Annotated in this window: 25 protein-coding genes; 13 read left to right on the forward strand and 12 right to left on the reverse strand. The window is 74.4% G+C overall.

Annotation, left to right across the window (positions count from 1 at the left end; all coding sequences use genetic code 11):
• The first annotated feature begins 74 nt into the window (after window positions 1-74).
• Window positions 75-770, forward strand: coding sequence for a class I SAM-dependent methyltransferase (locus tag ABD993_RS04655; protein ID WP_345413041.1), 696 nt, complete (start codon window positions 75-77; stop codon window positions 768-770).
• Here the strand turns inward: ABD993_RS04655 and ABD993_RS04660 are convergent.
• Together ABD993_RS04660 and ABD993_RS04665 are read right to left on the reverse strand one after the other, a co-directional pair.
• Complete coding sequence (locus ABD993_RS04660) at window positions 749-1,405, reverse strand: response regulator transcription factor (RefSeq protein WP_345413043.1); 657 nt, start codon at window positions 1,403-1,405, stop codon at window positions 749-751. The two genes, ABD993_RS04655 and ABD993_RS04660, sit on opposite strands and share 22 nt — an antisense overlap.
• Entirely contained in the window at window positions 1,402-3,399 is a 1,998-nt protein-coding gene (locus tag ABD993_RS04665; RefSeq protein WP_345413045.1) for an ATP-binding protein, read from the reverse strand. Before ABD993_RS04665 ends, ABD993_RS04660 begins: the two co-directional genes overlap by 4 nt.
• Before the next feature lie 130 nt (window positions 3,400-3,529).
• On the opposite strand from ABD993_RS04665, the gene ABD993_RS04670 reads away from it, so the two are divergent.
• A complete protein-coding gene (locus ABD993_RS04670; RefSeq protein ID WP_345413047.1) occupies window positions 3,530-4,093 on the forward strand; it encodes a hypothetical protein in 564 nt (187 codons plus the stop codon).
• Here ABD993_RS04670 and ABD993_RS04675 read toward each other — a convergent pair.
• Window positions 4,090-4,665: a dihydrofolate reductase family protein gene (locus ABD993_RS04675; protein WP_345413048.1), complete on the reverse strand. Its 576-nt coding sequence runs from the start codon at window positions 4,663-4,665 to the stop codon at window positions 4,090-4,092. The genes ABD993_RS04670 and ABD993_RS04675 overlap by 4 nt on opposite strands.
• A gap of 115 nt (window positions 4,666-4,780) precedes the next feature.
• Between ABD993_RS04675 and ABD993_RS04680 the strand changes: the two genes are divergently transcribed.
• From ABD993_RS04680 to ABD993_RS04690, 3 genes are all read left to right on the forward strand, one after another.
• On the forward strand, window positions 4,781-7,489 hold the full coding sequence (locus ABD993_RS04680; RefSeq protein ID WP_345413050.1) for a LuxR C-terminal-related transcriptional regulator: 2,709 nt from the start codon (window positions 4,781-4,783) through the stop codon (window positions 7,487-7,489).
• Window positions 7,490-7,550: 61 nt separating this feature from the next.
• Window positions 7,551-7,823: a hypothetical protein gene (locus ABD993_RS04685; RefSeq protein ID WP_345413052.1), complete on the forward strand. Its 273-nt coding sequence runs from the start codon at window positions 7,551-7,553 to the stop codon at window positions 7,821-7,823.
• Entirely contained in the window at window positions 7,820-8,347 is a 528-nt protein-coding gene (locus ABD993_RS04690) for a hypothetical protein (protein ID WP_345413054.1), read from the forward strand. The genes ABD993_RS04685 and ABD993_RS04690 overlap by 4 nt, the downstream gene beginning before the upstream one ends.
• Here the strand turns inward: ABD993_RS04690 and ABD993_RS04695 are convergent.
• Together ABD993_RS04695 and ppk2 are read right to left on the reverse strand one after the other, a co-directional pair.
• Window positions 8,328-9,218, reverse strand: coding sequence for an LLM class flavin-dependent oxidoreductase (locus ABD993_RS04695; RefSeq protein ID WP_345413056.1), 891 nt, complete (start codon window positions 9,216-9,218; stop codon window positions 8,328-8,330). The genes ABD993_RS04690 and ABD993_RS04695 overlap by 20 nt on opposite strands.
• A gap of 13 nt (window positions 9,219-9,231) precedes the next feature.
• Window positions 9,232-10,038, reverse strand: a complete 807-nt coding sequence (gene ppk2, locus ABD993_RS04700) for a polyphosphate kinase 2 (RefSeq protein WP_345413174.1) — start codon at window positions 10,036-10,038, stop codon at window positions 9,232-9,234.
• 345 nt (window positions 10,039-10,383) lie between these two features.
• On the opposite strand from ppk2, the gene ABD993_RS04705 reads away from it, so the two are divergent.
• On the forward strand, window positions 10,384-11,133 hold the full coding sequence (locus tag ABD993_RS04705; protein WP_345413058.1) for a pirin family protein: 750 nt from the start codon (window positions 10,384-10,386) through the stop codon (window positions 11,131-11,133).
• The gene (locus ABD993_RS04710; protein ID WP_345413061.1) at window positions 11,130-11,546 is read left to right on the forward strand and encodes a GNAT family N-acetyltransferase; all 417 of its coding nucleotides are present in this window, start codon (window positions 11,130-11,132) and stop codon (window positions 11,544-11,546) included. Before ABD993_RS04705 ends, ABD993_RS04710 begins: the two co-directional genes overlap by 4 nt.
• A 22-nt stretch (window positions 11,547-11,568) precedes the next feature.
• Here ABD993_RS04710 and ABD993_RS04715 read toward each other — a convergent pair whose 3' ends face one another.
• Complete coding sequence (locus ABD993_RS04715) at window positions 11,569-12,810, reverse strand: cation:proton antiporter domain-containing protein (protein WP_345413063.1); 1,242 nt, start codon at window positions 12,808-12,810, stop codon at window positions 11,569-11,571.
• A gap of 112 nt (window positions 12,811-12,922) precedes the next feature.
• On the opposite strand from ABD993_RS04715, the gene ABD993_RS04720 reads away from it, so the two are divergent.
• The 5 genes from ABD993_RS04720 (at window position 12,923) to ABD993_RS04740 (ending at window position 16,057) form a co-directional block, all read left to right on the forward strand.
• Window positions 12,923-13,306: a hypothetical protein gene (locus ABD993_RS04720; RefSeq protein ID WP_345413064.1), complete on the forward strand. Its 384-nt coding sequence runs from the start codon at window positions 12,923-12,925 to the stop codon at window positions 13,304-13,306.
• A 4-nt stretch (window positions 13,307-13,310) separates the two neighbouring features.
• The gene (locus ABD993_RS04725; protein ID WP_425568892.1) at window positions 13,311-13,712 is read left to right on the forward strand and encodes a very short patch repair endonuclease; all 402 of its coding nucleotides are present in this window, start codon (window positions 13,311-13,313) and stop codon (window positions 13,710-13,712) included.
• Window positions 13,709-14,584, forward strand: a complete 876-nt coding sequence (locus ABD993_RS04730) for a cation diffusion facilitator family transporter (RefSeq protein WP_345413065.1) — start codon at window positions 13,709-13,711, stop codon at window positions 14,582-14,584. Before ABD993_RS04725 ends, ABD993_RS04730 begins: the two co-directional genes overlap by 4 nt.
• Before the next feature lie 71 nt (window positions 14,585-14,655).
• A complete protein-coding gene (locus ABD993_RS04735) occupies window positions 14,656-14,973 on the forward strand; it encodes a hypothetical protein (protein ID WP_345413067.1) in 318 nt (105 codons plus the stop codon).
• A gap of 10 nt (window positions 14,974-14,983) precedes the next feature.
• Window positions 14,984-16,057 carry an NYN domain-containing protein gene (locus ABD993_RS04740; protein ID WP_345413069.1) on the forward strand — a complete coding sequence of 358 codons (1,074 nt, stop codon included), beginning with the start codon at window positions 14,984-14,986 and terminating at the stop codon, window positions 16,055-16,057.
• Here the strand turns inward: ABD993_RS04740 and ABD993_RS04745 are convergent.
• Complete coding sequence (locus ABD993_RS04745; protein ID WP_345413071.1) at window positions 16,054-16,698, reverse strand: FMN-dependent NADH-azoreductase; 645 nt, start codon at window positions 16,696-16,698, stop codon at window positions 16,054-16,056. The two genes, ABD993_RS04740 and ABD993_RS04745, sit on opposite strands and share 4 nt — an antisense overlap.
• Window positions 16,699-16,787: 89 nt before the next feature.
• Here ABD993_RS04745 and ABD993_RS04750 point away from each other — a divergent pair, with 89 nt between their 5' ends.
• Window positions 16,788-17,261: a MarR family winged helix-turn-helix transcriptional regulator gene (locus ABD993_RS04750; protein ID WP_345413073.1), complete on the forward strand. Its 474-nt coding sequence runs from the start codon at window positions 16,788-16,790 to the stop codon at window positions 17,259-17,261.
• Here the strand turns inward: ABD993_RS04750 and ABD993_RS04755 are convergent.
• From ABD993_RS04755 to ABD993_RS04775, 5 genes are all read right to left on the reverse strand, one after another.
• Window positions 17,248-17,799, reverse strand: a complete 552-nt coding sequence (locus ABD993_RS04755; RefSeq protein WP_345413075.1) for a COG4315 family predicted lipoprotein — start codon at window positions 17,797-17,799, stop codon at window positions 17,248-17,250. The two genes, ABD993_RS04750 and ABD993_RS04755, sit on opposite strands and share 14 nt — an antisense overlap.
• 205 nt (window positions 17,800-18,004) lie before the next feature.
• Window positions 18,005-18,784, reverse strand: a complete 780-nt coding sequence (locus tag ABD993_RS04760) for an SDR family NAD(P)-dependent oxidoreductase (protein ID WP_345413078.1) — start codon at window positions 18,782-18,784, stop codon at window positions 18,005-18,007.
• 24 nt (window positions 18,785-18,808) lie between these two features.
• Window positions 18,809-19,168: a VOC family protein gene (locus tag ABD993_RS04765; protein ID WP_345413080.1), complete on the reverse strand. Its 360-nt coding sequence runs from the start codon at window positions 19,166-19,168 to the stop codon at window positions 18,809-18,811.
• Window positions 19,169-19,229: 61 nt separating this feature from the next.
• Window positions 19,230-19,994, reverse strand: a complete 765-nt coding sequence (locus tag ABD993_RS04770; protein WP_345413082.1) for a sulfite exporter TauE/SafE family protein — start codon at window positions 19,992-19,994, stop codon at window positions 19,230-19,232.
• Window positions 19,991-20,929 (reverse strand): 2-hydroxyacid dehydrogenase, encoded by a 939-nt coding sequence (locus tag ABD993_RS04775; protein ID WP_345413083.1) that lies wholly within the window; start codon window positions 20,927-20,929, stop codon window positions 19,991-19,993. Before ABD993_RS04775 ends, ABD993_RS04770 begins: the two co-directional genes overlap by 4 nt.
• Window positions 20,930-20,931: the final 2 nt, after the last annotated feature.

Raw genomic sequence — 20,931 nt, forward strand, 5'->3', positions numbered from 1 at the left:
CCCCGGCACCCGGCGGACCGCGTCGGGGCTGCCCCGATCGTGGGCGCACCCGCCCGTCAAGCCGAAGGATCGCGATGCCCTCCGCCCACAGCGGGTTCACCACGTACGACGCCGCCCCGGACCTGGATCCGGAGCTCCCCGAGGTCCCCACGGGCCTGCTCGGGGTGAGCCGCAGCGCCGTGGAGCTCGCGACCGGCCGGATCGAGCTCCTCCACCCCCGAGACGCCATGGACCTGATCTACCGGCAGAACTTCGGCATGGACGGCGACGAGCCGCCCTACTGGGCCCAGCCCTGGCCGTGCGGCGTCGAGCTCGCCGCGGCGATCGCCGCGCGGGACGTGCGGGGCGCCCGGGTCCTCGAGCTCGGCTGCGGTCTCGCGCTGCCGAGCCTGGCCGCGGCCCAGGGCGGGGCGCGCGTGCTCGCCACCGACTGGGCCGAGGGCGCGCTCGAGTTCGCGACCTACAACGCCCGGCGCAACGGGCTCCGGCTGGACGTCGCGGTGTGCGACTGGGCGGATCCCGCGGCGGTGCTCGCGGACGGTCCGTGGGACCTCGTGCTGGCCGCCGACCTGCTCTACGCGCACGACGGCCTCGACGCCCTCGGCGCGCTGATGCCCCGGCTGGTCACCGCGGGCGGGGAGCTGTGGCTGGCCGACCAGGGCCGTCCGCCGGCGCGGGAGTTCCTGCGCGGCTGCGAGCGCTGGGCGGACATCACCACCACGACCACGCCGAACCCGGACGTGCGGGTTCACCGGCTCGCACCGAGGTAGGCCACGACCGCGGCCACCCGGCGGTGGGTGTCCGGCTGTTCGTGGCCGAGCTTGGCGAAGATCGCGCTCACGTGCTTCTCCACCGCGGACTCGGAGAGATGCAGGGTCCGCGCGATGCCGGAGTTGGTGAGGCCGCGCGCCATCTCCTGCAGGACCGCGCGCTCGCGCTCGGACAGCGCGTCGAGGACGGTCGGGGTGCGGGCCCGCCGCCGCGCGATCAGCGCGTCGACGATCCGGGTGTCCAGCGCGGTCCGGCCCGCGACGACCTCGCCCAGCGCGCGCATCAGCTCGTCCACGTCTCCGACCCGCTCCTTGAGCAGGTAGGCCAGGCCGTCCGTGCCGTGGGCGAGCAGCGCCTCGGCGTAGGAGCCGTCGGCGTGCTGGGAGAGCACCACCACCCCGACCGACGGGTGCCTGCCGCGGATCTCGTGCGCCGCCGCGATCCCCTCGGTGCCCTCCGGCATCCGGATGTCGGTGATCACCGCGTCCGGGACCAGCTCGTCGACGGAGGCGATCAGCTCCGGCGCGGAGCCCGCGGTCGCGCAGACCTCGACCTCGCCGCCGTCGGTCAGCAGGGCGCGCAGACCCTCGCGGAGCAGGTAGTGGTCGTCCGCGACGACCACCCGCAGGCTCACGTCCCCGCCGGGACGAGGGCGGTCAGCGTGGTCCCGCTGCCGGGCGCCGAGCGGACCTCCATGCGCCCACCCACCGCGGCGATCCGGTCCCGCAGCCCGACCAGCCCGGTGGAGCCGTCCACCTGGGCCGGGTCGAACCCGCGGCCGTCGTCCGTGACGTCGATCCGCAGCGTCCCCGCGTCCAGCACCATGGTGATCGTGGCGCGCTGCGCGCCGCCGTGCTTGAGCGTGTTGGCCAGGGCCTCGCACACGGTGAAGAAGGCGGTGCTCTCGACGGCCGCGGCGAGCCTGCCGTCCCGCACCCCCGGCCCGCAGTGGACGTCCACCGGGATCGGGGACTTGCCCGCCCGGCTCTCGACGGCGGCGACCAGGCCCTGGTCGGCCAGCGTCGCCTCGTGGATGCCGGAGACGAGCTCGCGCAGGTTCCGCATGGCCTCACCCGCGTCCGCCTGGAGTGTTTCCAGGGTCCGGTCCAGCTTCCCGACGTCCGCCCGCCCCAGCTGGTTGCGAGCCAGCGCGATCCGGGTGAGCAGGGCGGCGAGGTCCTGCTGGGCGCCGTCGTGCAGGTCCCGTTCGAGGCGGCGGCGGGCGGTCTCCTCGGCGGTGACCAGCCGCTGCCGGGAGGCCTCGATCTCGGCGAGCCGGACGTTGAGCTCGTCCGCCAGGCGGGCGTTGGTCAGGGCCATCGCGACCTGGCGGGCGAGGGTCTCGAGCTGGACCCGCACCCGGCCGCTCGCCGGGCCGCAGGAGATCGACCCGAGGTCCTCGCGGCCGTGGAGCAGCCGGGCCGTGACGCTCTGTTCGGTCGGCCTCGGCTCCCGTCCGACGTGCACGGCGGGCAGGTCGGACGGGGCGAGCCGCACCCACTGGGCACCGAGGCCCTCCATGGCGGTCTCGGCGATGGACTCGGTGAGTGCGCGCCGGTCCAGGGTGTGTTCCAGGGTGTCGCCGAGGCGCAGCAGCAGCTCGTCCCGGGAGACCTCGTCCCCCAGCGTGAGCCGCCGCGCACGCTGCAGCAGGGTGCGGCGCAGCGGTTCGAGCGCGAGCGCCGCGACGACCGCCACCACCACCGCGACCTGCAGGTTCCGGGCGCCGACCGTCATCCCGAGCAGCCCGGCCACGGCGACGTAGGTGCCCAGGATCAGCAGCGACAGCACGGCGAACGGGAGGGTGCGGCGGACGGCTCCGAGCGCGTCGAGCAGGCTCGGGGCGGCGATGCCGACGCCGAGGGCGGCCGGCAGCAGGACGTGGCAGGCGATCAGCACGCCGTCCCCGACGAGATGGGGGAGGGCGCCCGCCTCGGCCAGCGCGTTCACCACCAGGCCGAGTACCAGGATCAGCGCGGCGACGACCGGCCAGGCCATCCGCGGCCGCTGCTCGGCGTCCAGCCGCCGGTACCGCAGCGCGAGCACGACGACGGCGAGCAGGGGCGCGAGGCCGAGCAGGGACTCGTCGAGGACCTGGGTGAGCCCGGCGGGGCCTCCGACGTACCAGGGGCTCGGCAGCTCGGGGAGGACGAGCCCATCGGAGTCCCGGCTGAACTGCAGGATCCAGGTCGGGACGACCGTGGCGTGGGTCAGCAGGAGAGCGGGCGGCAGCAGCACGGTGAGCGCACCGAGCCCGCCGACCAGCCGGCGCTCCGCCGCGAGCAGCGGCTTCCCGTCCGGGTAGCGGACGAGCGCGGCGGCCTGCGCGGTCACCATCGCCAGGCCGAGCATCTGCGCGAGCAGGTTGAGCGCCACGGACATCCCGCTCGCGATCAGCTCGACCGAGACCGCCAGCCACGTCAGCGCGACGCAGCCGAACAGCAGCAGCCGGACCGCGGCCCGGTTGTCCGGCTCGGCGCGGCAGGCCCAGATCCCGAAGGCGACGGTCACGACGAACGACAGCGACCACGAGGTGCCCAGCGTGGCGAGCACGTCCGCCCGCACCAGCTCGACGGCGAGCACGACCGCCGCGACCACGCCCCAGGCGGTCAGCAGGCGGAACGTCATCGGCGCAGCATCCCAGGTGCGTGATCGTCTGGGGAGGGGGAGAACCGCCACCCGGGCTGTGGTTTCCCGCAGCGGATCCTGCGGGCGATCACGTTCCGCACCCGCGCACGGGTTCCTAGCGTCGTCTCCCATGCGAACCGTCCCCGGCACCACCCTCGACCGGCTGCTGACCCTGTCGCTCGCCTGCTCCCTCGGACTCACCCTGGTCTCGTCCGTGCTCTACGCCCTCCTGGGCTGGGACTCCCCGCCTGCCGCGCTGCTGCACATCGTCGGCGGCGCGCTCGGCGGGATCCTGGTCGTGCGGGTGGTCACCTGGCTCGACCGGCTCGCCCCCGCGGTGCTGGTGGTGGGCATGCTGGGGGCCGCGGGCGTGGTCGGGTACGGGTTCAACACGATCACCGTGGGGCTCGGCGGGCTCGACCTGATCGACGCGAGCGGGCCCGCGACGATCCTCAAGGTGCTCGGCCTGTTCTGGCCGCTGACCCTGCTGCTGGCCGGGATCGGGCTGTGGAACCGGGTGCCGCGCTGGTGCGCGGCCGGGATCGTGGTGGGCGCGCTCGCCTTCCCCGTCTCCCGGATCGCGAACATCGGGTGGCTCGCCGTCCTGGTGGACCTGGTGCTGCTCGGCTGCCTGGTCGCGGTGCCCTCGGTCCTGCGCGGCGTGGGGTCCGCGCAGCCCGAGCCCGTCCACTAACGCACGACGTCGAAGACCTGCTTCTGCAGCCCGTTCGAGTAGGTCCGGCTGTCGACGAGGGTGAGCATCTGCTTGTCCTTGTCGGTCTCGCTGAACAGCCGCTTGCCCGCGCCGAGCAGCACCGGGAAGACGAGCAGGTGGTAGCGGTCGATCAGGCCGGCGTCGGACAGGTTGCGGTTCAGCGTGGCGCTGCCGTGCACGATGATCGGGCCGCCCTCGGTCTCCTTGAGCGCGGCGACGTCGTCCAGCGAGCGGAGCAGCGTCGTCTCGCCCCAGTCGTCCACGAGGTCGCCCTCGGTCAGGGTGGTCGACACGACGTACTTGGGCATCGCGTTGTACCCGGCGAAGAAGTCCATCCCGGGCCACACCGGCGCGAAGGCCTGGTAGGACACCCGGCCCAGCAGCATCGCGGTGGCCTCGTCCTGCTCGGCGCCCTTCATCTCGTAGCTCTCGGAGTCCTCGGCGATGTCCTTGAAGGTCCAGCCCGACGAGCGGTGCCCCGGCTCGCCGCCGGGGGCCTCGACGACGCCGTCGAGCGAGATGAAGGCGGTGGTGATCAGCAGGCGGCTCATGTGTCCTCCGGGAAGCGCGGTCGGTGTTCTCGGCGGTAGGACCGGTGGTCCGCCGGAAACTCATCGGCGGGTCATGATCCCCCGTCGGCGCGGGGGCGGCCGGTAGCCTGCCCGCGTGTCCAGCGGGCTGATCGGCCGCGAGTCCGAGGCCGCGCGCCTGCGCGCCCTGGTCCGCGCCCCCGGCCCCCGGTTCGTGCTGGTGGAGGGCGAGGCCGGGATCGGCAAGACCGCGCTGGTGCGCGCGGTCGCGGACGGCGTCGCCCGGGTGCGGTGGTGTCACGCCGCGGAGGACGGGGGCCAGGCCTTCGCCCTCTGGCGCCAGCTGACCCCGGAGATCCGCCCTGAGGAGACGGGGGACCGGTTCGCGCTGCTCGCGGCGGTCCGGGAGGTGCTCGCGGACGGCTGCCTGCTCGTGCTCGACGACGTGCAGTGGACGGACGAACCGTCGTTGTCCCTGCTCCGCGCGCTGCTGCGGGACCCGGGTTGCCGCGGGCTGGTCTGCTGCGCCACGCGCCGGACCGGGGAGGCGGGCGCGGGCTGGGAGCGGATCGGGCCGGAGCTGGCCGGGGGCCCGGAGGTCGACCGGCTGGTCCTGGGCGGACTGCCGGACGAGCCCGCGGCCGCCCTGGTGCTCTCGGCAGGCGGAGACCTCGACCCGGGCACGGTCGACCGGGCGGTCCGCGCAGGCGGGGGCAACCCGCTGTACCTACGCGAGCTGGCCCGGGCCGCAGGCGGATCGTGGGGCAGCGTCGGTGAGCTCATCGCGGCGCGGGTCCGCAGGCTCGGCCCACCCGTCCAGCGGCTGGTCCGTGCGGCGTCGCTGCTGGCCGAGGACGTCGAGCTCACCGTCGTCGCCCGGCTGCTCGACGAGCCGGTCGTCGCCTGCCTGCCCGCGGTCACCGCCGCCCTCGGCGCGGGCCTGCTGACCGACTCCGGCGCGGGCCGGTTCCGCTTCGCCCACGGCCTGGTCCGCACCGTGCTGGCCGCGCAGACCCCGCTGCAGGAGGCGGTGGTGCTGCACCTGCGCGCCGCCGAGGCGCTGGAGGACCTGCACCGGGGCGACCTCGCACAGGTCTCGGCGGACATCGCGCGGCACCGGGTCGCGGTGGCCGTCGCCGGGGACCGCGGCCCCGCCGTCGCCTGGTCCCGGCGGGCCGCGCAGGACGCCACCCGCGCACTCGCCCACGAGGAGGCCGCCCGCTGGTACGCCACCGCGCTGGAGTGCGGCGCCGCCTCCCTGGATCTCGCGGACCGCGCCGAGCTGCACCTCGCGCAGGGGGCAGCGGAGGCTGCCGCAGGCCGGTTCACCGCTGCGCTGGCGGCCTGCCGGACCGCAGTCGACCTGGCGGAGGAGTGTGGCCGCGGGGACCTGGTGGCGGACGCCGCCCTCACGCTGGAGGCGGTGGGCAGCACGGACCGGGACCGGACCGTGGAGCGGTGGTGCGAGCGGGCGCTGGAGTCGCTCGACGCCCGCGAGGCATCCGTCGGCGCGAGCGCCTCCGGCGAGGTGGCGCTGCGCGCGCGGCTGCTGGCCCGGCTCGCCGAGACCCGCTTCTACCGCGGCGACACCGCGGGCGCCCGGGCGCCCGCGGCCAGGGCGCTGACGCTCGCGGAGGACGGCGCGGACCCGGACGCCCTGGTCGCGGCCCTGCGCGCGAACCAGCTGACCCACAGCGGACCCGAGCACTCGGCCGTCCGGGCCGAGCTGGCCGCCCGGATGACTGCGCTCGGCGAGCGGCTGCGCCGCCCCTCGGTGGAGATGTGGGGTCGGTTGTGGACCGTCGACCGGCTCTGGGAGCAGGGCGACCTGGCCGGCATCGAGGCGGAGCTGACCCGGCTGCGGTGGTGCGTCGAGCAGCAGCGCAGCCCGCTGGCGGACTGGCACCTGCTCGTCGCCCGGGCGGCGTTGGCGCAGGCCCGCGGGGAGCTGTCCACCGCGCTGGAGCTCGGACAGAATGCGGTGCGGCTCGTCGCGGGCACGGGCCATCCGGCCGCGGCGGGGGCGTGGCAGTCCCTGCTGGTCGCGGTCGGGCACCATCTCGGCTTCCCGCCCGCCGAGGTCTCGGGTCTCGACCCGGGCTCCGGCGACGTCGGGGAGGCCCGCGCCACCCTGTTCACCCGCCTCGGGCCCGCCCTCGCCCTCACCGACGCCGGCAGGCTGGACGAGGCCGCCCACCACTACCGGCTCGCGGGCCCGCCCCGGGACTGGGAGGTCCCGCCCTACTTCACGGTGCTCGCCTACGCGGTCGGCGCGATGGTCGCGGTGCCGCTGGACCTGCGCGCGGACGTCGCGTGGTTCCGGGAGACCCTGAGCCGGTTCGCGGGCGGGCACGTGGTGGGCGGCGGCGGGCCCGCCGGCTACCAGGGCCCCGTCGACCTGGTGCTGGGCCGCTGCGCCGCCGTCCTGGACGACCTCGACGCCGCCGCCGACCTGCTGACCTCGGCCCTCGCCACGGCCGAGCGGATCGGCGCGCCCGCCGTGGCGGTGGAGGCGGCCTGTGAGCTCGCCGCGGTCCGGCTGCGCAGGCGGGAACCGGACGCGGCCCGCGCGCTGCTGAGCCGGGTGCGCCCGGCCGCGGAGCGGATGGGCATGGTGCCGTGGACCGCGCGGATCGACGGCCTGCTCGGCGGCACCGCGGGTCCGCTCACCGCCCGCGAGCGCGAGGTCGCGGGGCTGGTCGCGCTCGGCCGGTCCAACCGGGAGATCGCGCGTGAGCTCGTGTTGTCCGAGCGGACCGTGGGCAACCACGTCCAGCACATCCTGACCAAGCTCGGCTTCGCCAACCGCAGCCAGATCGCCGCGTGGGTCGCCGCGCGGGGATGAGTACCGAAGTGAGTAGTCCGCCCGACGCAGGCGGCGCTCCGCGTCCCTAGCGTCCTCCGCCATGAGCTACTGCCAGATCACACGCACCCCGGACATGACACTCGCGGAGTACGAGGAGGTCCAGCGCGCGCTGGGATCCGAACCGCTCGCCGGGCAGCTCGTCCATCTCGTGGGGGTGGTGGACGGGTCCCTGGTGATCGTCGACGAGTGGGAGAGCCGCGCCGACGCGGACCGGTTCGCCGCGGAGCGCCTCTTCCCGGCCTTCGAGCGGGCCGGGATCCGCCCCGAGGCCACGACCGAGGTCACCGCGTTCGAGACGGCGGTGCGGGTGTGACCGCGCGGCCGACGGCCGTGGTCGGCACGATCGTCACCGCCGTCGCGACGATCTACATCGTCGCGCTGCTGCTGGGGATGAGCGATCCGGACTGGGGCGCCTGGGCTCGGCCGGTCGTGCACCTGGGCGAGCTCGCCGTGCTGCTCGCGCTCGGCGGCGCGGTGGGTCGGGGGGCATGGGGTCGGATCGGGATCGGGCTGGCCGGGATCGGGTTGCTGATGATGGCCGTCGCGGAGCCGACGATGAACGAGCTCCTGTTCACCATCGCGCCGAACCTCGTCGGGCTCGGCATGATCGTGACGGGGGTGGCGGTGCTCCGCGAGGGGGTCTGGACGGGCGGGCGGCGGTGGCTCCCGCTCGTCCAGGGCATCGCGGTGTTCGCGGTGCTCACCCCGCTGGTCATCGTCTCGGGTGGCCCGCCCGCGCCCCTGGGGCTGGTCGGCCTGCTGGTGTGGGAGGTGCTCTGGGTGGCGATCGGGGTCGCGGCGCTGGACAGGCGGGTCGCTAGCCCAGTTGCGGCCTGATCTCGGAGGCGAACCGGTCGAACAGGTCCCGGGCCTCCGCGGCGCCGCCGCGGACGCCCGGGACGATCAGCTCGTCCAGGCCCGCCTCGCGCCAGCGCCCGATGGTGTCGACGATCTGCGCCACCGACCCGGACACGACGACCGGGCCCGCCGAGTGGGCGGGCCCGCCGTCGATCTGCAGCAGCGCCTGGGTGGAGCGGCGGATCTCGCGGGGGTCGCGGCCGATCCGCGCGCAGTGCTCGTCCAGCACCGCGGACTTGTGGGCGAAGACCTCCGGGGTGGACCAGCAGTTCCACTCGTCCGCCCGGCGGGCCACCACGCCGAGCATCCGCTGCTCGCCCGAGGCGCCGATCAGCACCGGGATCCGGCTCGCGGCGGGGACGGCCGGGGCGTCGGCGACCGTGTAGTGCTGGCCCGTGACCGTGGTACGCGGGGTGCGGAGCAGCCCGTCGAGCACGGCCAGACCCTCCTCGAACCGGTCGATCCGCTCCCGGACCGGACCCAGCTCGATGCCGTAGGCCGCGTGCTCGTTGAGCTGCCAGCCCGCGCCGACGCCGAGCACCAGACGTCCGCCGCTGAGGTCCGCGACGGTGGCCGCGGTGTTGGCCAGCACGGCCGGGTGCCGATAGGTGATCGACGCGACCAGGCTGCCCAGCCGGACGCGGGGCACCGCGGTGGCGAGCCCGGCCAGCACGGCGAAGCACTCCCGGAGCGCGCGGTCCGAGCGCTCCTCGGTGCCGGTGTCGGCCATGAAGTGGTCGGCGACCCACAGGCCGTCGTACCCGGCGGCCTCGGCCTCCCGGCCCACCGCGATGATCTCCTCCGCGGCCCAGGTGGTGCCCAACCAGGCGCTGACAGTCAGACGCGACATGCCGCCCAGGAGATCACGACAGCAGGCTGGCCGCGTGGTCGGGCACCTCGCGGGCCAGCTCGCGGGGCGGGCGGACGTAGCCGCGGCCCTGCGGGCGCTCCGGGATCGTGAGCACCTGCTGGGAGACCGGCTTCCACGGGATGGTGTCCAGCAGGTGGGCGATCATGTTCAGCCGGGAGCGGCGCTTGTCCTCGGACTCCACGATCGTCCAGGGCGCGATCTCGGTGTCCGTGTGCACCAGCATGTCGTCCTTGGCCTGGCTGTAGTCGTCCCACCGGGAGATGGACTCCAGGTCCATCGGGGAGAGCTTCCACTGCTTGAGCGGGTTGGTCAGCCGCTCGCGGAAGCGCCGCTCCTGCTCCTGCGGGCTGACCGAGAACCAGTACTTGAGCAGCAGGATCCCGTCCTCGACGAGCATCTCCTCGAAGACCGGGCACTGCTTGAGGAACCGCGAGTACTCGGCGTGGGTGCAGAACCCCATCACCCGCTCGACGCCGGCGCGGTTGTACCAGGACCGGTCCAGCAGCACGATCTCCCCGGCCGCGGGCAGGTGCTCGACGTAGCGTTGGAAGTACCACTGCGTCCGCTGCCGCTCGGTGGGCGCGGGCAGCGCCACGATCCGCGCGACACGGGGGTTGAGGTTCTCCGTGACCCGCTTGATCGCCCCGCCCTTGCCCGCCGCGTCCCGCCCCTCGAACACGATCACCACGCGCGCCCCGGTCGACTTCACCCACTCCTGCAGCTGCACGAGATCGCCCTGCAAGCGCAGCAGCTCGGCCTCGTAGACGTCCTTGGGGAAGCGCTTGCTCTTCTTGGCCATGACTCCTCGTCCAGAGTGGATCACGCCAGGGTAGGCCCAGGGTGGCGCGATGGTCGAGGAGTTCATCGCCGGCAGCGATCCCGCCGCGGACTCCTTCTGGCGGTACAGCGCCGTGGTCCCGCCGCTCACCGACCCCGGTTCCCACGGTGCGGACCCCGCGGACGCCTTCGACGTCGTCGTGTCGGACATGCCCGGCTGTTCCTGCGCCGCGAACGCGGGGGATGCGATGCTCACCCTCGTCGGGACCACCGATCCGATCCTCGAGCAGCCGGCCGCGGCGGCCCTGCGGGAACAGTGCGCACCCGGATGGTGTTTGCAGGTGCAACTACTTCGGAGGGACACACCATGCTCGCCACTCAGGTCGACGTCCGTCGGGCCGCGGACCGCGACGCCACCCGGCTGCGCTGGCTGGACTCGCACCACTCGTTCTCGTTCGGCGGGCACTACGACCCGGCCAACACCCACCACGGGCTGCTGCTGGTCAACAACGACGACATCGTCTCGCCGGGGACCGGGTTCGACACCCACCCGCACCGGGACATGGAGATCGTCACGTGGGTGCTCGACGGGTCGCTGGTCCACCAGGACTCGACGGGCCACTCCGGCGTGATCTACCCCGGGCTGGCGCAGCGGATGAGCGCGGGCAAGGGGATCCTGCACTCCGAGAAGAACGACTCCTGGCGGCTGCAGGGCGAGACGCACACCGACCCGGTCCACTTCGTGCAGATGTGGGTCGTGCCGGACGCGGACGGCATCACCCCCGGCTACGAGCAGCGGGAGATCGACGGCGAGCTGCTCTCCGGCTCCCTGATCCCGGTCGCCTCGGGCATGGAGGGCCACGACAGCGCCATCCGGATCGCCAACAAGGACGCGGCCCTGCACGCGGCGCGGCTGCAGCCGGGTGAGCGGGTGACCCTGCCCGAGGCGCCGTACCTGCACCTCTTCGTGCCCCGCGGGTCCGTGGAGCTGGAGGGCGCCGGGAAGCTGGAGACCGGCGACGCGGTGCGGTTCACCGCGACCGGCGGACAGGGCGTCACCGCCACCGAGGCCGCGGAGATCCTGGTCTGGGAGATGCACGCCGGGCTGGCCGGGTGATCCGCACCGCACGCGGCGGCGAGCTCACGGCCGCCGAGCTCGAGGCGATCCTGGTGCTCAGGACCGCGGTGTTCGTCGTCGAGCAGGACTGCGCGTACCAGGAGGTCGACGGCCGCGACACGCTGTCGACCACCTGGCACGCCTGGACCGGGGACGTGGACGCCTGCCTGCGCGTGCTGACCGAGCCGGACGGCACCCGTCGGATCGGGCGGGTGTGCACCGCGGCGGCGGCCCGCGGGAAAGGGCTGGCGGCCGAGCTGATGGCCGCCGCGGTGGCCGAGATCGGGGACACCCCGTCGGTGCTGGACGCGCAGGCCTACGCCCGCGGGTTCTACGAGCGCTTCGGCTACGCGGCGGTCGGCGACGAGTTCGACGAGGACGGCATCCCGCACATCCGGATGGTCCGCGGATAGCGCACCGCCGGCCCTCGCGGCCTCAGCGCGGTCGGCGGGGCCGGGGGATGCGGCGGGCCCGCCGCTCGACGGGCGGTTCGGGATCCACGTCGTAGCGGCGGATGATCAGGCCGGTCGACAGGCCGTGGACGACCACGCTCAGCACGATCGTCGTGACCGTCACGGCGAGGGCGAGGTCGTTGTCCCCGCCGGGCAGCTGGACGAACGCGAGCATGCCGAACACCAGCGTGGCGATGCCCCGCGGGCCCACCCACCCCACGACGAACCGCTCCCGCCGGGACAGGGTCGTGCCGACCAGCGAGACCGCCACGGGCGCGATCCGGGCGACGGTCAGCGCCACCAGCGCGAACAGCACGACCTGCCAGGTGATCGCGCCGCCGGCGAGCGTCTGGTTGACGACCGCGCCGAAGACGAACCACAGCGCCAGCGACAGCAGCTCGCCGACATCCTCGACCAGGTGCAGGGTGCCCGCGGGCAGCAGGCGGGCGGCGGGCTCGAAGAACACCCCGGCCACGAACGCGGCGACGAACCCGTTCCCGCCCGCCAGCACGGCGCTGCCGTACGCCAGCAGGGGCAGCGCGAGCACCCCGATCCGCAGGGCCGACGGCTGCGTCCAGCCTGCGTCGAGCACCCGGCGCAGGATCCACGCGGCCGCCGCCCCGACCGCACCGCCGATCAGGATCGCCAGGGCCAGCGCGGGGACGGCGTCGAGCGCGGCCTCGGCGACCGTGTCCCCGCCCGCGGCGGTCGCCACGGCGAGGGCGACGAGGAAGACCGGCGCGACCAGCCCGTCGTTGAGCCCGCTCTCGGTGTTGACCAGCGCCCGCAGCCGCTCCGGCACCCGCCGGTCCCGCACGAACGCGGCGGCGGGGGCCAGGTCGACCGGCATCACGATCGTCGCGAGGACGAGCAGGAACCACAGCCCGGCGCCGGGGAACAGCAGGACACCGGCGACCCAGGCCAGCGCGAGCGACAGCGGCAGCGCGATCAGCAGCAGCCGCAGCGTGAGCCGCGGCTCCCCGCCGAGCAGACCGCCCCGGACCTCGGTCGCGTCCGTGAACAGCAGCAGCGCCAGGATGGCCTCGACGATGTGCTCGCCGGACTCGAAGTCCACGTCGAAGACGAAGATCGGGTCCGAGCCCGCGGTGAGCAGGACGCCCGCGGCGAGCATGGCCAGCGGCATCGTCACGCTGAAGCGGGCCAGCCGACCCGCGACCAGCGCCCACGCGAGCAGCAACAGCATGATGACGACGAGCGCGGACACGGTTCTCCCCCCGGGCTGCCCGCGACGAGTCTGTCACGAGTATCGGGATGAACCCTCCAGGGCTCTTCAGACGTGTCGGGAGCAGGGTGCGGTCTGACGGAAGGCGGGCGACATGTCCTCGGCGGTGACGCGGTCCACGGTGGTCTGGCAGGTGCTCAGCGCACTGGCCCTGCTGGCCATGGGCGGCCTGCACGTGTGGCTGGTGTTCCACGGCACGGGCGGAATCCTCGGCATCCTGTTCACGCTCAACGGCCTGGGCGCGCTGGTGCTGGCCGTCGCGATCCTCGCGACCCGGGGCCTGCTGCTGCAGATCGCCACGGTGCTGGGCCTGCTCTTCCTGGCGGGCACGCTGGCGGCGCTCGTGCTGGCGCTGACCGTGGGCCTGTTCGGGATCCGCTCCAGCCTGCAGTACGACCTGGCGCTGACCACCTTGGTCGTGGAGTCGGTCGGCGTGGTGGTCCTGCTGGTCACGACGGCCCGGGTGTTGCGACACTGACCCCATGTCCTGGGCCTCTTCGCCGGGCGTGCGGCGGAGCATGCGGTCCAACAAGCGTCGCGACACCAAGCCCGAGCTCGCGCTGCGCTCGGCGGTGCACGCCCTCGGCCTGCGCTACCGGGTCGACGCGCGGCCGCTGAAGGGCGTGCGCCGGACCGCGGACCTGCTGTTCACCCGGGCCCGCGTGGCCGTGTTCCTGGACGGCTGCTTCTGGCACGGCTGCCCCGAGCACCACACCGTGGCCAAGACCAACGGCGACTTCTGGGCGCAGAAGGTGAGCGACAACCGTCGTCGGGACCGGGACACGGACGCCAAGCTGGCCGAGGCGGGCTGGCGGAGCCTGCGGATCTGGGAGCACGAGGACCCGGCGGAGGCGGCCCGGCGCGTGCGCGAGGCGGTGCGATGACGGACGAGCGCGCCCTGCGCGTCTCCGTCTGGGCCTCGGCCGCGTTCGGGGTGCTGGCCCTGGTCTGGGGCGTGCTGTCCGGTTCCCGGCTGATCGTGTTCGACGGCCTGTACTCCTTCGCCGCCGTCGGCCTGACGCTGCTCGCGGTGCTGGCCCTGCGCACCGCCCGCCGCGGCCCGGACGAGCGCTACCCCTGGGGCCGCGAGGCCTGGGAGCCGCTGGCCGTGGTCCTCAAGGCCGCCGCACTGGCCGGGCTGTGTCTCTACGCGCTGGTCGGAGCGGTGGTGGAGATCGTCGACGGGCCGACGCCGATCGCGGTGGGATCCGCCCTGGTCTACGGCGTGGTGTCCACCGTGGCGGGCCTCGCGATCACGCTGGTGTTGCGGCGGCTCTCCCGCGGCGGGTCGGACCTGGTCCGGGCGGAGGCCGCGGAGTGGGCGGGGGACACCCTGCTCAGCGTCGGCGTGCTGGTCGGGTTCGCGGTGGCGTGGGTGCTGACGCTGACCGGCCGCCCGGAGTGGGCGGCGTACGTCGACCCGGTGATGGTCGTGCTGGCCTCCGGGGCGTTCCTGCCCGTGCCGGCACGGCTGGTCGTCCGAGGGGTGCGCGAGCTGCTGAGCATGGCTCCGGACGACGAGGTGCTGGCCGGGCTGCGGGCGGAGGTCGCGGCCGTGGCGGGCGAGCGGGGGTACGGCGAGTCCGTGGTGCGGGCGTCGAAGGTGGGTGGGCGGCTGGACGTCGAGGTGGACTTCGTGGTGCCGGCGTCGGCCACCGTCGCGGAGCTGGACGAGGTCCGCGCCGCCCTCCTCGACCGGCTCGGCACGACCTCGCTCACGGTCGGCTTCACCGCGGACCGCCGTTGGATCGTGTGAGTCCTCTCCGAACGGCCGTGGCAGGGAGCCGCTGACGTGCGGAGAATGCAGGTGACACCGAGGAGGCCGCCGTGGGCCAGGTCCATCCGCGCCAGATCACCACTCAGCGTCCCGTCGTGGACGGCACGGTGCTCTCGCCCTCCGAGCTGCGGGCCCGGGTCGAGGCGCTGCAGGACGGGCGCGAGGAGAAGGTCGCCGAGGCCCGGGACTCCCTCGCCGAGAGCCTGGACAACCTCGACCGCGGGCTGCGGGCCCTGCGCGCCCGGCTCGGCGCGAAGGCCGCGCACGCGGCCAAGGTCGCAGGCGGGGTGGCGGCCGTCGGGGCGGGCGTGGTGGGCGCGGCCGCGTTCTGGTGGGTGCGGGCGGGCAAGGGCCCGGCCGACTCGTAGGCTGCGCCGGGTGACCAGCGACGACGAACGCATCGCCCTGTTCCTCGACTACGAGAACCTGGCGATCGGAGCGCGGGACGGGTTGGGGGTGTCCCCCTTCGACCTCGGCCCGGTGGCCGATGCGCTGGCCGAGCGCGGCCGGGTCGTCACGCGTCGGGCGTACGCGGACTGGTCGTACTTCGACGAGGACCGCAGGCTGCTCGTCCGGCACCAGGTGGAGCTGATCGAGCTGCCGCAGCGGATGGGCGCGGCCCGCAAGAACGCCGCGGACATCAAGATGGCCGTGGACGCCATCGAGCTGGCCTACGAGCGCGGCTTCATCACCACGTTCGCCATCGGCACCGGGGACTCGGACTTCACCCCGCTGGTCCACAAGCTGCGCGAGATGGACAAGCGGGTGATCGGGATCGGGGTGCAGTCCTCGACCTCGGCGCTGCTGCCGCCCGCGTGCGACGAGTTCCTCTTCTACGACCGGCTGCCCGGGGTGGACGCGAAGCCGGTGCCCCGGCGCGGCAGGCAGCGCGCGGCGGCTCCGCCCGCGTCGACGCCGCCGGAGCCCGTCGAGCCCGTCGCCGCGGTCGAGCCGGAGCCGGAGGAGGAGCCGCCCGCCGAGCGGGTCGACGTGGCCAAGCTCGTCGCGAGCACCCTGGCGGGCCTGCAGCGCACCGCGGACGGCCCGGTCCTCGGCTCCCGGCTCAAGCGCGCGATCCTGCGCAAGGACCCCACGTTCGACGAGTCCGACCACGGCTACCGGGGCTTCGGCGAGCTGCTGCGCGGCTTGGCCGAGCAGGGTGTGATCGTGCTGACCCAGGGCTCGGCGCAGGGCGACCCGGCCGTCGACTTCCCCGAGCACGGGCCGGACTCCAGCGCGTTCGCCCTGCTCACCGACGTCGTCGCGGGCCTCGGCCGTCCGCAGCTTTCCGGGTTGAAGGACCAGCTCCGCAAGCGCAGCCCGGACTTCAGCGAGAAGCGCTACGGCTTCGGCGGCTTCCTCGCCTTCGCCCGGGCCGCGAGCGCCCGCGGGCTCGTGGACATGGAGTGGTCGGACGACCTCGGCGACTGGGTGCTGTCGATCCCGGCCTAGGCGACGCTGCGCGCGAACTCCTTGCCCGTGGCGGCGGCGCGCTCGTGGGCCTGGGTGAGGACCTCGGCGGCGAGGCCCCGCAGCTCGGCCATGGCCGGGGTGCTCTCGGCGAGGGTCAGCTCGGCCTCGACGACGGTGACGGAGCCGCCCCAGACGTCCCCGAGGATGCGGGACAGCCACTGGATGCCGTGGTCCCAGCCCTCGCGCGGGGTGCCCGGGCCGTAGCCGCCGCCGCGCGCGACGACGATCGCCACCGACCGGCCTGCCAGCGGGGTGGTGCCGGGGGCGAACCGCGGGTCGGTGATCACGACGTCCACCCAGGTCTTGAGATGCTGGGAGATGCCGAAGTTGTACAGCGGCGCGCCGACGACGATCGCGTCCGCGCGGAGCAGCTCGTCCGCCAGCTCCTTGGCGGTGGCCACCGCAGCCTGCTGGGCCTCCGAGCGCTGATCCTCGGGGGTGAAGCCCGCGAACGCGGCGGTGCCCCACAGGTCGGCGGGAAGCGGCTGGGTGCCGAGGTCGCGGCGGACGACGGTGCCGCCCGGGTGCTGCTCGAGGTAGGCCTTCTCCAGGGTGTCGGTGACCTCGCGGCTGACCGAGCCCTCGGTTCGGATGCTGGTGTCGAGGCGGAACAGGCTCATGGGAGTCTCCTGTGTGCGGCGGGAAAGATGTTCTGTTTCACAGACTATCTCTCACGCAGACGGTCGTGTCACGTGCGTATCCTGAGACGGTGACCACTCCGCAGCGCGTCGAGGCCGACCTCGGCTGGGCGCTGGGCCAGGTCACCCGCGCCCACATCAAGACCGCGGAGCAGGTCCTCTCCGGACTGCCCGGCGGGCCGCGCGGCTACCAGGTGCTGGCCGCGGCGAACGAGGGCACGCCCACGCAGCTCGCGCTCGCGCGCAAGCTCGGGGTGGACCGGACCGTCATGACCTACCTGCTGGACGAGCTGGTGGGCGCGGGTCTGGTCGAGCGCAGGCCGGACCCGGCGGACCGCCGCGCGCGGCAGATCCACCTCACCGAGCCCGGCCGGGCGCGGCTGTGCGACCTGGAGCGGCGGCTGCGCGAGGTCGAGGAGCACCTGCTCGCGCCGCTGGCGGCCGCCGAGCGGGACCAGCTCCGCGCGCTACTCGCCCGCCTCGCGACCACGGTGCAGGTGGAGGGCAACCTCTGTCAGGTCGCCGAGGACATCACGCGGGCGTGACGGCCTTCGTGCCGTCCGGAGCCACGGCGAACCACTTGCCGTCCGTGCCCTGGCCCGCGGTGGTCGTCAGGGAACCGTCGTCCTGGGCGTACATGTAGAGCGGCCAGCCCGCGAGGGTGACCTGCTTCGTGCCGTCCGGCCGGGCCAGGACCCCGACCTTGGTCGGGTCGACGCCGAGCAGCTCGGGCTGCGTGCCGTCCTCCAGCAGGACCGGGGGCCACTGGGCGGCGCAGGTGTCCGTGCAGGTGGAGGTCGAGGGGCTCGCGGAGTCACCGTCGAAGCGGTGCAGGACGTGCCCGTCCGCGTTGGTGACGATCGTGCCCAGCGGCCCGCTCTGCACCGCCCACAGCTCGACGCCGCCGGAGCCGTGGTGCATGCCGCCCATGTCGCCCATGGCGGAGTGGTCCATCGCCTGGTCCCGCGGGGCGTCCTGGGCGACGGGCGCCGCGGCGGGCTGCGCAGGCGCGGCGGACCCGCAGGCGGAGAGTGCCAGTGTGCTCGCCGCCAGCGCGGCGAGGACCAGGGACTTCGAGCGCATGACACGTCTCCTCTCGGGTACGAGGAGACGCTAGGTCCCGACACCGCCCGGGACGCGCGAGTCTGAGGGGAGGTTGCGCGTGCGCCGCCGATCCGTGCGCGACCGGAGGCGAGCGGCTCCGCGTTGCTCCGCCCGGAGCAGCGGCGGCCCCCACCCGCTCTCAGCTCGACTCTCAGGTTCCGCGCCGGGCGGGTGAGCGGTCGGCTCAGGCGTTGCGGACGGTCAGGCCGCCGTCCACGACCAGGACCGCGCCGGTGGTGAAGGACGCGGCGGGGAGCAACAGCGACACGGTCATCTGGGCGACCTCCTCGGGGTCCCCGTAGCGGCGCAGGGCGGTGCGGCGGCGGGCGAAGACCTCCTTGTCGGAGTCCGGTATCCGAGCGGTCATGCCGGTGCGGATCGGGCCGGGACAGATGCAGTTCACGGTCACGCCGGTCCTCCCGAGCTCCACGGCCAGGGACCGGGTCAGGCCGATGACCCCGTGCTTCGACGACGTGTACGGGGCGATGCCCGCCGTCGCGCCCAGTCCCTCGGTCGAGGCGATGTTGATGATCCGGCCCTCGCCCGCCCGCACGAGATCGGGCAGGGCGGCACGGGCGAACAGGGTCTGCGCGGTGAGGTTCACGGCGATCGTGGTGGCCCAGGCCTCGGGGAAGCCGGGGTCGTCGAACGGCAGGTGGATGCTCACGCCCGCGTTGTTGACCAGGCCGTCGAGCGGGCCGAGCGCCTCCCGGACCTCGGCAACGGCCGCGGCGGGCGCCGCGGGGTCGGCCACGTCCGCGACCACGGCGTGGACGGTCCCGCCCACCCCGCGGATCTCCGCGGCCACGGCCTCGAGCCCGGCGGCGTCCCGGTCGACGATCCCGACCTTCGCCCCCTCGTCCGTGAGCAGGTGGGCGGTCGCCCGGCCCATCCCGCTCGCGGCACCGGTGACGAGGACGACCCGGTCGGCGACCGAGCGGCTGAGCTGCGTGAGACGAGGCATGCCCCGTCTTTACCAAACGATCGATCAGGACGACAGGGTCCGGGTCAGGTTGACGGCGTTCCCGTCCGGGTCCTGGATGTGCGCGACCCGCTGGCCCCAGGGCATGTCGTTCGGCTCGCTCGCGGTCCCGCCCAGCTCGGCGACCCGGGGCAGCAGCGCGTCGACGTCCGCGACGTCGATCGAGAGCACGATCCGGCCCTGGGCCGTGGGGGCGTCCGCGTCGTTCACGAAGCCGAGCTCCGCGCCGCCCACCTCGATCCCGACGAAGAACGGCTCGCCCTCCGCCGGGGTCCGGCGGACCTCCTTCGCGCCCAGCAGCTCGGTGTAGAAGCGCAGCAGCCGCGCGAGGTCGGCGGTGATCAGGATCGGCTGGATGGTGGTCATACGCGGGTGGACCGGCCCGCGGGCCGGAAGTCATCGGTGGGCCGGAAACCGTGAGGACGGTCTAGCGGCCGACCCACAGGCTCACGGCCAGGCCGAGGCCCGCCAGCCCGATGGCGATGCGCAGGGGTGTCGCGGGGACGCGGCGGACGAGCGCCGGCCCGATCCGGGAGCCGATCAGCAGGCCGGCCGTGAGCACGCCGACGGCGGCCCAGTCCACCGGCGCCAGGAACGCGAAGCCGACGGCCGCGACCAGGTTCGCCGCGCCGCTCGCCAGGTTCTTCGCCGCGTTCGACCGGGCCAGGCTCTGCGACCACGCCACCGACAGCAGGGCCAGCAGCATCACGCCCGCGGCGGCGCCGAAGTACCCGCCGTAGAGGGCGACGCCGAAGGCGGTCGCCAGGGTGAGCGGGCCGAGCGGGGTGCCGGTCGTCCCCGCCTCGGCGCTGCGCAGCGCCCGGGCCCGCAGCCGCGGCGCGACCATGAGCAGCACCGAGGCCAGCGCGATCAGCCACGGGACGATGACCTCGAAGGTGTCCCCGGGGGTGAGCAGGAGCAGCGCGCCGCCCGCCGCGCCGCCGACCGCCGTCACCGCGCACAACCGCCACAGCACCGGGCCCTGGCCCCGCAGCTCCTGCCGGGAGCCCGCGACCGAGCCCACGGTCGTGCCGATCATGGCCACCGTGTTGGTGACGTTCGCGATCACCGGCGGCAGCCCGACGGCGAGCAGCGCGGGATAGGAGACCAGCGACGCGAGCCCCGCGATCGACCCGGTGAGCCCACCGCCGATCCCGGCCACGAACAGGAACGCGAGCTGCCAGCCCGTCACGGGATCGGTGTGCGGACCGTGCCGTCCGCCACCCACTGGGCGAGGTTGCGCACCACGAGGTCCGCCATCGCCTCGCGGGTCTCGACGGTCGCGCTGCCGATGTGCGGCAGCAGCACCACCGAGTCCAGCGCGAACAGCTCCTCGGGGAGCTTGGGTTCGCGGGCGAAGACGTCCAGGCCCGCGCCCGCCAGGGCGCCGGACCGCAGCAGCTCGACCAGGGCCTCCTCGTCCACGACGCTGCCGCGGGCGATGTTGACCAGGTACCCGCGCGGGCCGAGCGCGGTGAGCACCTCGCGGTCGACCAGGTGCGCGGTCCCCGACCCGCCCGCGGCGGCGACCACCAGGACGTCCACCTCGGCGGCGAGGGCGGCGGGGCTCTCCGCGTAGGCGTACTCGACGTCCGTGCGGCGGTGCCGGTTGTGGTAGCTGATCCGACAGTCGAAGGCGGCCAGCCGCCGTGCGATCGCGACGCCGATCCGGCCGAGCCCGAGGACGCCCACCCGGCAGCCGGAGACCCGGCGGGTCAGGCCGGTGGGGCCGTCGACCGGCCAGCGGCCCGCCCGCACCCAGCGGTCCGACGCGCTGAACCCGCGCATCACGTCGAGCACGAGGGCGACCGCGGTGTCGGCCACGCAGTCGTCCAGCACGCCGGGGGTGTTCGAGGCGACGATCCCGCGCTCCCGCACCGCCGCGAGGTCGATGTGGTCGTAGCCGACGCCGAAGTTGACGATGGCCCGCACGTTCGGCACGGCGGCGAGCAGGTCCGCGTCGACCGGGGTCATGCCGCTGCTGACCAGCACCTCCGGCCAGTCCCCGCGGGTGCGCAGCCACTCGGCGCGCTCGGCTCCCGCCGGGAGCTTCTCGAGGCCGTAGGTCCGCTCCAGCTCCTCGGCGAGCGACGGCTTCAGCCTGCCCAGCGCCAGCACGCGCGGCATGG

Source organism: Pseudonocardia xishanensis (assembly GCF_039541715.1).
GTDB lineage: Bacteria > Actinomycetota > Actinomycetes > Mycobacteriales > Pseudonocardiaceae > Pseudonocardia > Pseudonocardia xishanensis.